This is a genomic window from Streptomyces sp. bgisy159 (assembly GCF_965341775.1).
Lineage (GTDB): Bacteria > Actinomycetota > Actinomycetes > Streptomycetales > Streptomycetaceae > Streptomyces.
Genome location: NZ_CBDQZH010000065.1, coordinates 1 through 13,867 on the forward strand (window position 1 = coordinate 1; position 13,867 = coordinate 13,867).

Annotated in this window: 9 protein-coding genes; 4 read left to right on the forward strand and 5 right to left on the reverse strand. The window is 73.2% G+C overall.

Annotated features, from left to right (window positions below; all coding sequences use genetic code 11):
* Nucleotides 1-66: 66 nt before the first annotated feature.
* Together ACSLTV_RS33950 and ACSLTV_RS33955 are read right to left on the reverse strand one after the other, a co-directional pair.
* Complete coding sequence (locus ACSLTV_RS33950; protein ID WP_435613531.1) at nt 67-732, reverse strand: NAD(P)-dependent oxidoreductase; 666 nt, start codon at nt 730-732, stop codon at nt 67-69.
* A 146-nt stretch (nt 733-878) separates the two neighbouring features.
* Nucleotides 879-1,814, reverse strand: a complete 936-nt coding sequence (locus ACSLTV_RS33955; RefSeq protein ID WP_432139246.1) for an EamA family transporter — start codon at nt 1,812-1,814, stop codon at nt 879-881.
* Between the two features lie 93 nt (nt 1,815-1,907).
* Here ACSLTV_RS33955 and ACSLTV_RS33960 point away from each other — a divergent pair, with 93 nt between their 5' ends.
* Both ACSLTV_RS33960 and dusB read left to right on the forward strand, forming a co-directional pair.
* The gene (locus tag ACSLTV_RS33960; protein ID WP_432139245.1) at nt 1,908-2,792 is read left to right on the forward strand and encodes a LysR family transcriptional regulator; all 885 of its coding nucleotides are present in this window, start codon (nt 1,908-1,910) and stop codon (nt 2,790-2,792) included.
* Nucleotides 2,793-2,854: 62 nt separating this feature from the next.
* On the forward strand, nt 2,855-3,997 hold the full coding sequence (gene dusB / locus ACSLTV_RS33965) for a tRNA dihydrouridine synthase DusB (protein ID WP_435613532.1): 1,143 nt from the start codon (nt 2,855-2,857) through the stop codon (nt 3,995-3,997).
* A gap of 18 nt (nt 3,998-4,015) precedes the next feature.
* Here dusB and ACSLTV_RS33970 read toward each other — a convergent pair whose 3' ends face one another.
* From ACSLTV_RS33970 to ACSLTV_RS33980, 3 genes are all read right to left on the reverse strand, one after another.
* Nucleotides 4,016-5,764: a CDP-alcohol phosphatidyltransferase gene (locus tag ACSLTV_RS33970; RefSeq protein WP_432157881.1), complete on the reverse strand. Its 1,749-nt coding sequence runs from the start codon at nt 5,762-5,764 to the stop codon at nt 4,016-4,018.
* 121 nt (nt 5,765-5,885) lie between these two features.
* Nucleotides 5,886-7,826 (reverse strand): amylo-alpha-1,6-glucosidase, encoded by a 1,941-nt coding sequence (locus tag ACSLTV_RS33975; RefSeq protein WP_435613533.1) that lies wholly within the window; start codon nt 7,824-7,826, stop codon nt 5,886-5,888.
* A gap of 69 nt (nt 7,827-7,895) precedes the next feature.
* A complete protein-coding gene (locus ACSLTV_RS33980) occupies nt 7,896-9,293 on the reverse strand; it encodes an MGH1-like glycoside hydrolase domain-containing protein (protein WP_435613534.1) in 1,398 nt (465 codons plus the stop codon).
* A gap of 132 nt (nt 9,294-9,425) precedes the next feature.
* Between ACSLTV_RS33980 and ACSLTV_RS33985 the strand changes: the two genes are divergently transcribed.
* A complete protein-coding gene (locus ACSLTV_RS33985; protein WP_432139240.1) occupies nt 9,426-10,682 on the forward strand; it encodes an ROK family protein in 1,257 nt (418 codons plus the stop codon).
* 420 nt (nt 10,683-11,102) lie between these two features.
* On the forward strand, nt 11,103-13,850 hold the full coding sequence (gene ppdK / locus ACSLTV_RS33990; RefSeq protein WP_432139239.1) for a pyruvate, phosphate dikinase: 2,748 nt from the start codon (nt 11,103-11,105) through the stop codon (nt 13,848-13,850).
* Nucleotides 13,851-13,867 lie beyond the last annotated feature (17 nt).

The window sequence follows — 13,867 nt, forward strand, 5'->3', positions numbered from 1 at the left end:
CCCCCCCCCCCCCCCCCCCCCCCCCCCCCCCCCCCCCCCCCCCCCCCCGCGGCCGTTCCCTGGACGCTACGGCGCGCCCACGGCCCCGGCCGCCGGGGGACGGTGGACCACGGTGACGTGCCGCTCACCCCCCGGCCCCTCCACCTCGTCCACCACCGCGACCGCCAGGTCCTCCGCGCTGATCCAGGAGCGGCCGCCGGCGTCGGTGAGGAGGGTGTCGGTGCCGCGCCGGTAGCGGCCGGTGCGCTCGCCGGGCTCCAGCAGGGCGGGCGGGCTGAGGTACGCCCAGTCGGCGCCGGCGTGCTCGCGGCAGGCCCGCAGCTGGGCGACCCCGGCGGCGGCGACGGCCCGTACCGCGGCCGGCACGTACGCCGGGTCGTCGGCGACCAGCAGGTCCGCCGCACCGGGGCTGCGCAGCGCGCCCGCGCCGCCCACCACCAGCACCCGTGCCCCGAGTTCCGCCCCGGCCGCCAGCACTGTACGGGTGGCCCCGACCAGGAACTCCGGGTCGGCCGGCTCGGTCCGCACGGCCAGGACCAGCGCCTCGGCGCCGCAGCCCCGCAGCGCCTCCCGCACGGCCCGGTCGTCCCGCACGTCCACCGGGAGCGCACGCGTCCCGTCGTCGTGCGCCGGCTTCCGCGCCAGGCCGTACACCCGGTGGCCACGCGCCCCGGCCTCGACGGCCACCCGGCTGCCGACCATCCCGGTCGAGCCGATCACCGCGAGCGTCAACGGCTTCGTCCTCGGCGTCGCCGTCCCCGTGGTCGTCGGTCTCGTCCTCGGCGTCGTCGTCCCCGTGGTCGTCGCTATCGGTCTCGGTCTCGGCATCGGCGTCGGTGCTCTCGTGGTCGTCGGTATGGGTGCCGGCCTCGGCGTCGTCATCGTGTCCGTCCTCCCTCGATCCGTGTCCGTCCTTGTCCGATCCGTGTCCGTGGGATACCGAGCCGCTTCGGCGGATCGAACTGCGCGGCGACCAGCGCGGCCGACGCCAGCACGAAGCCGACGGCCTGCGCCGCGTTCAGCGTCTCGCCGAGCCCCACCCCCACGACCGTCGCGACCAGCGGCGACAGCAGCACCAGCGGCGCGGACGCCCCCACCGGCAGCCGTCCGATCCCGCGGAACCACACCGTGTAGGCGATCAGCCCGCCCATGCTGCCGAGCCACAGATAGCCCCCGGCGGCCCCGGCGTCGACGCCGGGCGGCGCGCCCTCGACCAGCACGGTGAGCGGGAGCAGCACCAGCCCGCCGGCCGTGAGCTGCCAGGCCGCCAGCGTCAGCGGGCCGACCCCCGCCGGCCGCCCCCACCGCTTGGTGAGCACCACCCCGCCCGCCATGGCGGCCGTTCCGCCCAGCCCGGCGAGCACCCCCACGCCGTCCATGCGGGCCTGCGGCCCGAGCACCACCAGCCCGACACCGGCGACCCCGGTCACCCCCCAGGCCCACCGCCACGCCGTCGGCCGGTCCCGCAGCACCAGCATGGCCAGCCCCGCGACCAGCAGCGGCTGGGTGGCGCTGAGGGTGGCCGCCACGCCGCCGGGCAGCCGCTCGGCGGCGATGAACAGCAGCGGGAACAGGGCGCCGATGTTCAGCACTCCCAGCACGGCGGCCTTCCACCACCATGCGCCCCGCGGCAGCACCCGTGCGACGGCCAGTGCGACCAGCCCGGCCGGCAGGGCCCGCATCAGCGCGGCGAACAGCGGATGCCCGGCCGGTAACAGCTCGGTCGTCACGGCGTACGTCGTCCCCCAGGCCGCGGGAGCCAGCGCCGTCAGCAGCACGACCCCCGCCCGCCCGGGCGCTTCATCACTAGGCATGCCCGAAGTCTTGGCCTCGGAGGATCAATGAGTCCAACACATGTATCGCATAGCACCTATGAACCCAGGCCATGACTGCTGGATCATGACGTCATGGACCTCCAGCAACTCCGCTACGTCGTCGCCGTCGCCGAGACCCGCAACTTCACCCGCGCCGCGGAACGCTGCTACGTCGTGCAGTCCTCCCTGAGCCACCGGATCGGCGCCCTGGAACGCGAGTTGGGGGTCAGGCTGTTCGCCCGTTCCAGCCGCCGCGTCGAACTCACCAGCGCCGGCACCGCGTTCCTCGCCCGGGCGCGCGAGTGCCTGGCCGCCGCCGACCTCGCGGTGGCCGACGCGGCCGCCGCCACCGGTGTCGTACGCGGCCGGCTCGCCGTGGGGGTGATCGTGACCACGGCCGCCGTCGACGTCCCCGACCTGCTGCACCGCTACCGCGCCCGCCACCCCGACGTCCGGGTGGTCCTGCGCTCCGGCCGCAGCGACCAGCTCGCGGCCCAGATCCGCGCCGGGGAACTGGACATCGCGTTCCTCGGCCTCCCGGCCGGCGAGCGCCCCGCCGGCGTCGAGACCCTGGCGCTCGCCCACGACGAGCACGTCCTCGTCGTCCCGGCAGGCCATCGCCTGGCGGACGCCTCCCAGGTCCGTCTCGCGGACATCGCCGACGAGACGTTCGTCGACTTCGTCGACGGGACCCCCGCCCGGGCCCAGTCCGACCAGGCGTTCGCCGCCGCGGGGCTGACCCGTGACGTCGCCTACGAGGCCGGTGTGGTGGAACTGATCACCCGCCTGGTGACGCGGGGCCTGGCCGTCGCGCTCCTGCCCTCGGCGTACATCCGCCCCCGGGTCACCGATGACCTCACCCTGGTCCCGCTGACCGACGGACCGCACCGCACCGAATACCTGGCCTGGAGCCGCTTCAACCCGAGCCCCGCGACGCGCGCCATGCTCGACGTCCTGGGAGTCGCCCCCGCCCCGTGACCCGTCCGCCCCTCACGTTCGCTAGTACGCCTAACTAATCGATCTCGCCGCTCCCCGCCCGCATGCGTGACAATGGGCGGATGCTCCAGATCGGCCCGCACCCCGTCCAGCCCCCCGTCGTCCTGGCCCCCATGGCCGGGATCACCAACGCGCCCTTCCGCACCCTGTGCCGTGAGTGGAGCGGCGGCAAGGGGCTGTTCGTCAGCGAGATGATCACCACGCGGGCGCTGGTGGAGCGCAACGAGAAGACGATGCAGCTGATCCACTTCGACGCGAGCGAGAACCCGCGCTCGATCCAGCTGTACGGCGTCGACCCGGTGACCGTCGGCAAGGCCGTCCGCATGATCGCGGAGGAGGACCTCGCCGACCACATCGACCTCAACTTCGGCTGCCCCGTCCCGAAGGTCACCCGCAGGGGCGGCGGCTCCGCGCTGCCGTACAAGCGCAACCTGCTGCGCGCCATCCTGCGCGAGGCCGTCAGCGGCGCCGGGGACCTGCCGGTGACGATGAAGATGCGCAAGGGCATCGACGACGACCACCTCACCTACCTCGACGCCGGCCGCATCGCCGTCGAGGAGGGCGTCACCGCCATCGCGCTGCACGGCCGCACCACCGCCCAGCACTACGGCGGCACCGCCGACTGGGAGGCCATCGCCCGGCTCAAGGAACACGTCCCGGAGATCCCCGTCCTCGGCAACGGCGACATCTGGTCGGCCGAGGACGCCCTGCGGATGGTGCGCGAGACCGGCTGCGACGGCGTGGTCGTCGGACGCGGCTGCCTCGGCCGGCCCTGGCTGTTCGCGGACCTGGTGGCCGCCTTCGAGGGCCGCACCGGCGCCTACGTACGGCCCACCCTGCGCGAGGTCGCCGACGTCATGGTCCGGCACGCCACCCTGCTCGGCGAGTGGATCGGCGACGAAGCCCGGGGCGTCATCGACTTCCGCAAGCACGTCGCCTGGTACCTCAAGGGCTTCGCGGTCGGCTCCGACATGCGCAAGCGGCTCGCGGTCACCTCCACGCTCGCCGAACTGCGCGCCGGGCTCGAGGAGTTGGACCTCGACCAGCCGTGGCCGGCCGGCGCCGACGGCCCCCGCGGCCGTACGTCCGGCAACAACCGCGTGGTGCTGCCGGACGGCTGGCTCAAGGACCCCTACGACTGCGCGGGCATCGGCGAGGACGCGGAGCTGGACACCTCCGGCGGCTGACCCGCCCCCGGCCCGCGGCTACTTCGTGGGGTGCGGCGTGGAGCCGTACGCCGTCAGGAACCGGTCGCGGAAGGCGCTCATCTTCCACACCGGGGCGTCGTGCGCGGGGCGCAGCCCGTCCGTCCAGCCCCAGCCGGCGATCTTCTCCAGCACCTTCGGGTCCTTGGCGACGATCGAGACCGGCACGTCCCGGCTGGCGTCGTCGCCGCTGACCCGGGCGATGGGCTGGTGGTCGCCGAGGAACACCAGGACGGTGTCGTCGCGGCCGTAGCGCTCCAGCCACTGGGTGAGCGCGGTCACCGAGTACTGGATCGACTTGCCGTACTCCTCCCGCGACGCGGTGCTGTCGGAGATGATGTCCTGCGCCTCCTTCCCGGCCTCCTGGATCGGGCCGAAGAGGGAGCCGTCGCCCAGCTCGTCCCAGCCGACCATCTTCGGGATCGGCGCCCAGGGCTGGTGGCTGGAGGTGAGGATGACCTCCGCCATCAGCGGCTTGTCGCGCTTCCTGCCGTGCTCCAGCCGCTGGAAGGCCTCCAGCGCGTACTGGTCCGGCATCGTCGACCAGCTGAACTTCGGCCCCTTGTAGCCGAGGTGGAAGGCGTCGTAGACCTTGTCGAGGCCGTAGTACTCCTGCTCCGGCCACGCCTTCTGCACGCCCGGCATGACACCCACGGTGTCCCACGCGCCGGTCTTCCGGAACGCCTTGGTGAGCGAGAGGTGGTCGCTCGCCATCACCGTGCGGTAGCGCTGCTGGTTGTCGATCCACAGTCCGGACAGGGTGGTGGAGTGGCCCAGCCAGCTGCCGCCGCCGTAGGTCGCGGAGGTCAGCCAGCCGCTCTTGGCCTTGAAACCGGCCTTCGCCAGCGCCTCGGTGGACGCGGCGAGCGTCCGGTCCACGCCCGGCGCCATGATCGGGTCCTCGACGGCGCTGCGGCCGTAGCTCTCGATGAACGTGAAGACGACGTCCTTGCCGCGCAGATCGGGCAGCAGCTGACCGGGCGGGGTGGCGCCGAACGCGTCGGCGCGGGCCTCCTTCGCGAACGCCGCCTCGTCGCGCAGGGTGTCCCGCACCCGCTCGGTGTGGGCGACCAGGACGTCCGCGGCCCGGTGGGCGGTCAGCGGATGCCCGGCGACCTGGACGGTCAGGATCGAGCTGGTGACCCACACCGTGCCGGCGACGAGCGTGGCCCGGGTCGCGGCCCGCGTGTCGCGGGCGAGGAGCGTCCCGATACGGACCATCGCCCCCGCCATCGCGGCGAACAGCGCCACGACCAGCGCGGCCAGCCCGATCGTCGCCCCGACCGCGGTCGCCCGCCCCATCGAGTCCGCGACATAGGACTGCGCGTCGTCCAGCAACTCCCAGTCCAGCACCGCGTTGAACCCCCGGCCGAGGTACTGCGCGAAGCCCATCTCCAGCAGGTTCAGCACCGTCAGCGCGGCCAGCACCACACCGCTCAGCACCGCCACCACGACGCGCGGCCGGCGCGGCAGCGCGATCAGCACGGCCGCCGTCACGATCGCCTCCGCCGGCACCGCCAGGAACGTGCCCGGCTGCACCGCCTTCACCGTCCTCGGCATCAGCATGGCCCCGAGCACGAGAGCGACGGAGAGCACCGTCGTGCTCCACCACAGTCCACGGGCCAGGCGGGGCCACCGCTCCCGCCAGGAACGCAGCCTCGCCCAGCGGGACGCGAGAGGTCCGCCGGCCGCCGAAGGCTCCTCCGCCACGCTGTCGGCGGCCTCTGGCGAACGCGTGGAGACAGACACCCGAAGGTCCTTCCGTACAGACGAGCCGGCGGAGCGGCGGATCCGACGTGGGGGGATCGGATCCGCCACCGTCACGTACGTACGCGTCCCGCCCGGCGTTCAGCCGACGCGGGGCCGGACCTCAGGCGCCCCCCACCGCCGTGAGCAGCGCGAGCGGTGCCGCGGCCGACCGTGACTCCCGCACGCACGCGTGCGGATACGGCACCGGCTCGGGATGACCGTCCCGCCCGTACCCGGCCAGCACCTCCGGCAGCCGGTGCCCGGTGGCCGTCGCCGCGTCGACCAGCGCGTGCGCCACCGCGCGCGCCTCGTCGTGCAGCCCGTACCGCGCCAGGCCCAGCGTGATCAGCGCGTTGTCGTGCGGCCAGACCGAGCCCCGGTGGTACGACAGCGGGTGGTACGCCGGCTGCCCGGCCGCCAGCGTGCGCACCCCCCACCCCGAGAAGAAGTCCGGTTCGAGGAGCCTGCGGCCCACCATCTCGCCGTACTCCTTGTCCAGCAGCCCCGACCAGAGCAGGTGCCCGGCGTCCGAGGCCAGCGCGTCCACCTGGCGGCCCGTGCCGTCCAGGGCCAGCGCCGGGAAGGACCGCCGGGGCATCCAGAAGTCCTGCTGGAAGCGGTCGCGCAGATCCGCCGCCGCCTGCTCCAGCAGTGCCGCGTACGTCCCGTCGGCCCAGACCGTGCGGGCCAGCCACGCCGTGCGGCGCAGCGCGTCGTACGCGTACCCCTGGGCGCCCGCCGCCATGACCGGGCCGGCCGCGCGGGTGCCGTCCGCCGAGCAGATGGCGCCGGGGGAGTCCTTCCAGTTCTGGTTGGCCAGCCCACCCTGGTCGGCGCGGTAGACGAGGTAGCCGCGCGAGGTGAGCCCGCCGTGGTCCAGCATCCAGCCGACGGCCGCGCGGGCGTGCGGCTCCAGCCGGCGGGCCAGGCCGGTGTCCCCGGTCCGTTCGACGTACGCGCCGAGCAGGACCAGGAAGAGCGGGGTCGCGTCCACCGAGCCGTAGTACCGGCCGTAGGGCACCTGCTCGAAGTGGGCCAGCTCGCCGTACCGCACCTCGTGGACGATCTTGCCGGGCTGGGCCACCGCCCGCGGGCCGGTCTCGGTGGCCTGCGCGGCGGCCAGCGCCAGCAGCGTAGCGGCCGCCGGCTGCGGGCGGTACGGCAGCACGAACAGGGAGGTGAGCAGTGCGTCCCGGCCGAGCAGGGTGAGGAACCAGGGGGCGCCGGCCGCCGGGACCCGCACTTCCTCGCCGTCCGGGCCGGTCGCCGGGATCTGCAGCGTCGCGAGGTCCGCGAGGCCGCGCGCGCAGGCCGCCGCCAGCTCGGGCCAGCCCGTCGGGAAGGCCACGCCCTCCAGGAACCGCTCCTCCGCGGCGAGGAGTTGCTCGCCGAGCGCGGCCGGGGAGCGGGGCACCCGCAGGGCCCGCTTCTCGCCGTGCGGGCGGGCCATCACACGGACCGTCAGCTCGGTGGTGCCGTGCGGTTCGAGGTCCAGCCGCCACACCAGGCGCCGGGCTCCGGTACCGGTCTCCTCCACGGCGTCCGGCGCGGGCTCGGAGGTCACCGTCGTCCGGGACAGCCACTCGCCGCGGCGGTAGGTGAACTCCAGCCCGTGCTCCAGGACTTCGCGACGGCGTACCGCACCGGCCTTGGCGTAGGTGCGGTGGTCGGAGCGGAGTTCGAACTGGTCGGTGAAGTCGGCGTCCGCGGTGAGCGCGACCCGGACCGCGGTGCGCACCGCCCGGTTGCTGGTGATGCGCAGCGACTCCACGAACGAGCCGTCGCCGACGGCCTGTTCGCGAAAGAGGGTGCAGGACGGCGGTTCGGTGCGGCCGCCGCGCGGTACGAGGACACAGCGCGTGGTGTCGCCGTCCGCGACCGGCGTCAGCGGCTCCGGGACCGCCCCGTCCACGGTGAGCTGCCAGCGGCTGAGGTGCCGGGCGTCCCGGACGAACAGCCCCTGCGGGAAGGAGCCGGTGCTCCGTACCCCGCTGATGTCCCCACGGTCGTCCACGGCGGCGAACGTCCCGCCGTGGACGAGCAGATGATGCCGGTCCGTCATCTCCGGTCCCCTCCCCTGAAGCCGTTGAGTGCCAGGTGGCGCGTCGAGCGCCCGGTGGGCCGCTGGGCGTCAGCGGTCCCGGCCGGGCGTTCGGTGGTCCGTCTCGGGTGCGGTGTGCAGCAGGTCCAGCGCGAGCGCGGCCGTCCAGCCGAAGCCGGTGGTGCCGCAGGCCTCGCCGGTGTACGGGTCGACGTACTCCGCGAAGTCCGAGGCGCTCGCGAGGTCCAGCAGGGCCGCGCGCAGGGCGTCCGCGCGGGCCGTCTCGCCGTGCAGTCTGAGGCCCCGCTCCAGCAGCCAGCCGGTGTTGAACCAGGCCGGGCCGCGCCAGTAGCGGTGCGGGTCGAAGGCCTCGCCGAGCAGGTCGTAGCTCGGGACGAGGCGGGTGGCGGTGCCCAGCGCGAAGTGCGGGCCGGTGAGGGTGCCCACGAGTGCGGTGGTCACCTCGCGCGGCAGGCCGGGCAGCAGCAGCGGGATCAGCCCGGAGACCGCGCGCTCGGCGACCGGCCGCCCGCCGCGCAGGTCCCGGCACAGGAACATGCCGCGCGCCGGGTCCCAGAGCCGGTCCACCAGGGCCGCCGTCAGCCGGTCCGCGCGGGCGTGGCGGGCCGTGCCCGTCGCTCCGAGCTCGTGCGCGATGCGGGCGAGCGCGTGCTCGGAGGCGACGAGCAGGGCGTTGAAGGCGGGGTCCTCGACGGCGAACTCCCCCGCCTTGTCGGCGTACCCGCGGTCCCGGTAGTCGGCGGCCAGCCGGACGTAGCGTCCGTAGTCCAGATCGGTCGGCCGGTCCTCGGCGGCGCCGTGGTCGAGGTCGGCGCGGCGGAAGGAGCGGGCCGGCGCGGGGGCCACCCGGGCCAGCGGGGCGTCCCAGGCGGGGCTGTTGTCCATACCCTGCTCCCAGGGGTGGACGACACAGACCAGCCCGCCGCCGCCCAGGTCGCGGCGGTGCAGCAGATAGCGGTGCCAGGCGGCCAGCCGCGGGTAGACCCGCGCGAGGAAACCGCGCGACCGGGACAGCCCGGGGTCGGCGCGGTGCACCAGCCAGGCGGCCAGCGCGTGCACCGGTGGCTGCACGATGCCGGAGGTCTGTACGGTGCGCGGGGCGCCCGCCTCGCGCCCCGCGGCCGAGGAGCGCCAGAAGTCGGGGCTCGGGAAGTAGGCGTCCAGCGGGACGGAGGGGTTGAAGACGATGTGCGGCACCCGGCCGTCGCCCCACTGTGCCGCCAGCAGCGTCTCCAGCTCGGTCTGCGCCCGCAGCGGCGAGACGTGCCTCAGGCCGATGGCGATGAACGCCGAGTCCCACGACCACTGGTGCGGGTACAGCCCGCGCGAGGGCACCGTGGACGACCCGGTCCAGTTGGCGTCCAGCACCGCCACCGCCCTGAGGTGCAGCGCATCGGCCGCGGGGCCCGGACCGTATACGACGGCATGGCCGGCGGGGCGGGCGATGACCTGGGCAGTGCGATCCACTCGGGGCTCCCCGAAGAACGTTGAAGACACCACAATGGAACCCGGTTCGGCAGTGACTGCCGCGGGGTTACGTCTATTTAACACGCAAAACTCAATATGTAAGGCAAGCTTGAGAAACACAAGGGGGTGCGCATGACGACTCGGGAGCGGACAGGCGGCCGGACGCCGGCGGCGGGCCGGGGCCCGGCCGCGGGCCGTGGTCAGGCCAGCGCCGGTGAACTGCTGGAGCTGGTCCGCAGCGGCCGTGCCACCACGCGCGGCGCGTTGCAGCAGGCCACCGGGCTCTCCCGGGCCACCGTCGGCCAGCGCCTGGACCGGCTGTTCCGCGCGGGGTGGCTGCGGGAGGGCGCCGGCGGCCCGGTGGACTCGCCGCTGGGCGGGCGCCCCTCCATCACCCTGGAGTTCGACGACGCCCACGCGGTGGTGCTCGCCGCCGACCTGGACACCCGCCACGCGCGCGCGGCCGTTCTCACCCTGACCGGCGAACTGCTCGCCGAGCACTCCGGCACCCTCGTCGTCGAGGACGGCCCGGACGTGGTGCTGGGCGAGCTGGGCCACTGGTTCGCCGAGCTGCTGGAGAAGGCGGGGCACCGGGCCGACGAGGTGTGCGGCATCGGCCTGGCCGTGCCGGGGCCGGTGGACAGCGAGACCGGGCGCGTGGTGCAGCCGCCGATCATGCCGGGCTGGGACGGCTACGACATAAGGGGCCGTCTGGCCAGGGCCTTCACCGAGCACACTGGCGCCCCCGCGGTCCCGGTCCTGGTGGACAACGACGCCAACCTCATGGCGTACGGCGAGCAGCGCACCTCCTACCCGGACTGCTCGGCGTTCGTGCTGGTCAAGGTGTCCACCGGCATCGGCGCCGGGGTGGTGGTCGACGGCTCCGTCTTCCGGGGGGTCGACGGCGGCGCCGGGGACATCGGGCACATCCGGGTGCCGGACGGCGCGGACGCGATGTGCCGCTGCGGCTCCCACGGCTGTCTGGCCGCCCTCGCCAGCGGCGGTGCGGTGGCCCGGCGGCTGGCGGCGGCCGGGGTGCCGGCGGCCTCCGGCTCGGACGTGCGGGACCTGCTGACCGCCGGGCACCCCGAGGCCACGGCGCTGGCACGGGAGGCCGGCCGGCGGGTCGGCGACGTGCTGGCGACCGTGGTGACGCTGCTCAACCCCGGCGTGCTGATGATCGCAGGTGACCTCGCGGGCACACCGTTCGTGACGGGCGTGCGCGAGCTGCTCTACCAGCGGGCGCTGCCGCGTTCGACGGCTCATCTGGACGTGGTGACCTCGCGGCTGGGGGAGCGGGCGGGGCTGGTGGGGGCCGGGGCGCTGGTGGTGGAGCATCTGTACGCGCCGGAGCGGGTGGAGGAGCGGCTGCGGGCGCTGGGGGTCTGACGAGGGGTGTGACATGGATGTTTCCCCTCCCGGACACCCGTCCGCATGGTGAAACCGGAGCGCCTCCGGCGGCGTGATTCTCGCCACCCCTGATAAGGGTTGCGCTCAGATGAGCGGATCACGGGCGACTGCACTTCTGAAAAGGGTGGCACTGGGTGCCACCCTTTGATCGTTCATCGGCGAAACTCAGACGTGTGGAAACTCGCTCATCTGAGCGCTAAGGGGCCGCCGTGCGAGGGTCTTCCGTTCAATAAGTGAACACATGATCGGCCATTACCTTGCCAAGCTTTGACTTTCGATCCCCTGGCGGACGGCTGGTTACAGGCGCATGACGCACGAGTGGACGTACCCAGACGCCTTCGATCTGGGTATGTTCCTCGCCGTCAGGGCAGCCACCGCCTCCATGAGGAGTCGAGATCCGTGTCGGAAAACAAAGAATCCCGGGGAGCCGTACCGGGCGCGAGCGTTGAGGCCGTGAAGTTCGTCTACGACTTCACCGAGGGCAACAAGGACCTCAAGGACCTCCTCGGCGGCAAGGGCGCCAACCTCGCCGAGATGACCAACCTCGGTCTTCCGGTGCCTCCCGGCTTCACGATCACCACGGAGGCCTGCAAGGTCTACCTGGACAGCGGGGAGGAGCCGGCGGCGCTGCGCGACGAGGTGAGTGCGCACCTCGACGCGCTGGAGCGGCGCATGGGCAAGAAGCTCGGCCAGGCCGACGACCCGCTCCTCGTCTCCGTCCGCTCCGGCGCCAAGTTCTCCATGCCCGGCATGATGGACACCGTCCTGAACATCGGGCTGTCCGACAAGTCGGTCCAGGGACTCGCCAAGCAGGCCGGTGACGACCGCTTCGCCTGGGACTCCTACCGCCGCCTCATCCAGATGTTCGGCAAGACCGTCCTCGGCGTCGACGGCGACCTCTTCGAGGACGCGCTCGACAGGGCCAAGGAGGCCAAGAAGGTCACGGTCGACACCGACCTGGAGGCCGCGGACCTCAAGAAGCTGGTCACCACCTTCAAGAAGATCGTCAAGAAGGAGACCGGCCGGGACTTCCCCCAGGACCCGCGCGAGCAGATGGACCTCGCCATCAAGGCGGTCTTCGACTCCTGGAACGGCGACCGGGCCAAGCTCTACCGCCGCCAGGAACGCATCCCGCACGACCTGGGCACCGCGGTCAACGTCTGCTCGATGGTCTTCGGCAACCTCGGCCCCGACTCCGGCACCGGCGTCGCCTTCACCCGCGACCCCGCCTCCGGCCACCAGGGCGTCTACGGCGACTACCTGCAGAACGCCCAGGGCGAGGACGTCGTCGCCGGCATCCGCAACACCGTCCCGCTGGCGGAGCTGGAGTCGATCGACAAGAAGTCGTACGACCAGCTCATGCAGATCATGGAGACGCTGGAGAACCACTACAAGGACCTGTGCGACATCGAGTTCACGATCGAGCGCGGCCGGCTGTGGATGCTCCAGACGCGCGTCGGCAAGCGCACGGCGGGCGCCGCGTTCCGCATCGCCACCCAGCTCGTCGACCAGGGCCTGATCGACGAGACCGAGGCACTTCAGCGGGTGACCGGCGCCCAGCTCGCCCAGCTGATGTTCCCCCGGTTCGACGAGCAGGCGAAGGTCGAGCAGGTCGGGCGCGGCATCGCGGCCTCCCCGGGCGCGGCGGTGGGCAAGGCGGTCTTCGACTCGTACACGGCCGTGAAGTGGTCCCGCTCCGGCGAGAAGGTCATCCTGGTCCGCCGGGAGACCAACCCCGACGACCTGGACGGCATGATCGCCGCCGAGGGCATCCTGACCTCCCGCGGCGGCAAGACCTCCCACGCGGCCGTCGTCGCCCGCGGCATGGGCAAGACCTGCGTCTGCGGCGCGGAGGAGCTGGAGGTCGACACCAAGCGCCGCCGGATGACCGTCCCCGGCGGGCACGTCGTCGAGGAAGGCGACCTGATCTCCATCGACGGCTCCAACGGCAAGGTCTACCTCGGTGAGGTGCCGGTGGTCCCCTCCCCGGTCGTGGAGTACTTCGAGGGCCGGATGCACGCCGGGGCCCAGGACGCCGACGAGCTGGTCGAGGCCGTGCACCGGATCATGGCGTTCGCCGACCGCAAGCGCCACCTGCGGGTGCGCGCCAACGCCGACAACGCCGAGGACGCGATGCGCGCCCGCCGGTTCGGCGCCCAGGGCATCGGCCTGTGCCGCACCGAGCACATGTTCCTCGGCGACCGCCGTGAGCTGGTCGAACGCCTCATCCTCGCGGACACCGAGAACGAGCGCGAGGAAGCCCTGCAGCAGCTCCTGCCGCTGCAGAAGAAGGACTTCGTGGAGCTGTTCTCCGCGATGGACGGCCTGCCCGTCACCGTCCGCCTCCTCGACCCGCCGCTGCACGAGTTCCTGCCGGACATCACCGAGCTGTCGGTCCGCGTGGCGCTGGCCGAGTCCCGCCAGGAACCCCACGAGAACGAACTCCGCCTCCTCCAGGCGGTCCACCGCCTGCACGAGCAGAACCCGATGCTGGGCCTGCGCGGCGTCCGCCTGGGCCTGGTCATCCCCGGCCTGTTCACGATGCAGGTCCGCGCGATCGCCGAGGCTGCCGCCGAGCGCAAGAACGCCAAGGGCGACCCGCGCGCCGAGATCATGATCCCGCTCGTCGGCACGGTCCAGGAGCTGGAGATCGTCCGCGAGGAGGCCGACCAGGTCATCGCCGAGGTCGAGGCCGCGACCGGTACGTCGCTCAAGCTGTCCATCGGCACGATGATCGAGCTGCCGCGCGCCGCGGTGACCGCCGGTCAGATCGCCGAGGCCGCCGAGTTCTTCTCCTTCGGCACCAACGACCTGACCCAGACGGTGTGGGGCTTCAGCCGGGACGACGTGGAGGCCTCCTTCTTCACGGCGTACCTGGAGAAGGGCATCTTCGGCGTCAGCCCCTTCGAGACGATCGACAAGGACGGCGTCGGCTCCCTGGTCAGGGCCGCGGCGAAGGCGGGCCGCGAGACCCGCCCCGACATCAAGCTCGGCGTCTGCGGCGAGCACGGCGGCGACCCCGAGTCCGTCCACTTCTTCCACGAGGTGGGCCTGGACTACGTCTCCTGCTCCCCCTTCCGCATCCCCGTGGCCCGCCTCGAAGCCGGCCGCGCGGCAACCCAGTCGGAGGGCAGCGACCACCGCTGACCCCGGCCCCCACCGGG

Excerpts from the sequence above, each read along its gene's own strand:
- ACSLTV_RS33975 (WP_435613533.1), bottom strand. The coding sequence starts at position 7,826 with ATGACGGACCGGCATCATCTGCTCGTCCACGGCGGGACGTTCGCCGCC.
- ACSLTV_RS33985 (WP_432139240.1), top strand. The coding sequence starts at position 9,426 with ATGACGACTCGGGAGCGGACAGGCGGCCGGACGCCGGCGGCGGGCCGG.
- ACSLTV_RS33955 (WP_432139246.1), bottom strand. The coding sequence starts at position 1,814 with ATGCCTAGTGATGAAGCGCCCGGGCGGGCGGGGGTCGTGCTGCTGACG.
- ACSLTV_RS33960 (WP_432139245.1), top strand. The coding sequence starts at position 1,908 with ATGGACCTCCAGCAACTCCGCTACGTCGTCGCCGTCGCCGAGACCCGC.
- dusB (WP_435613532.1), top strand. The coding sequence starts at position 2,855 with ATGCGTGACAATGGGCGGATGCTCCAGATCGGCCCGCACCCCGTCCAG.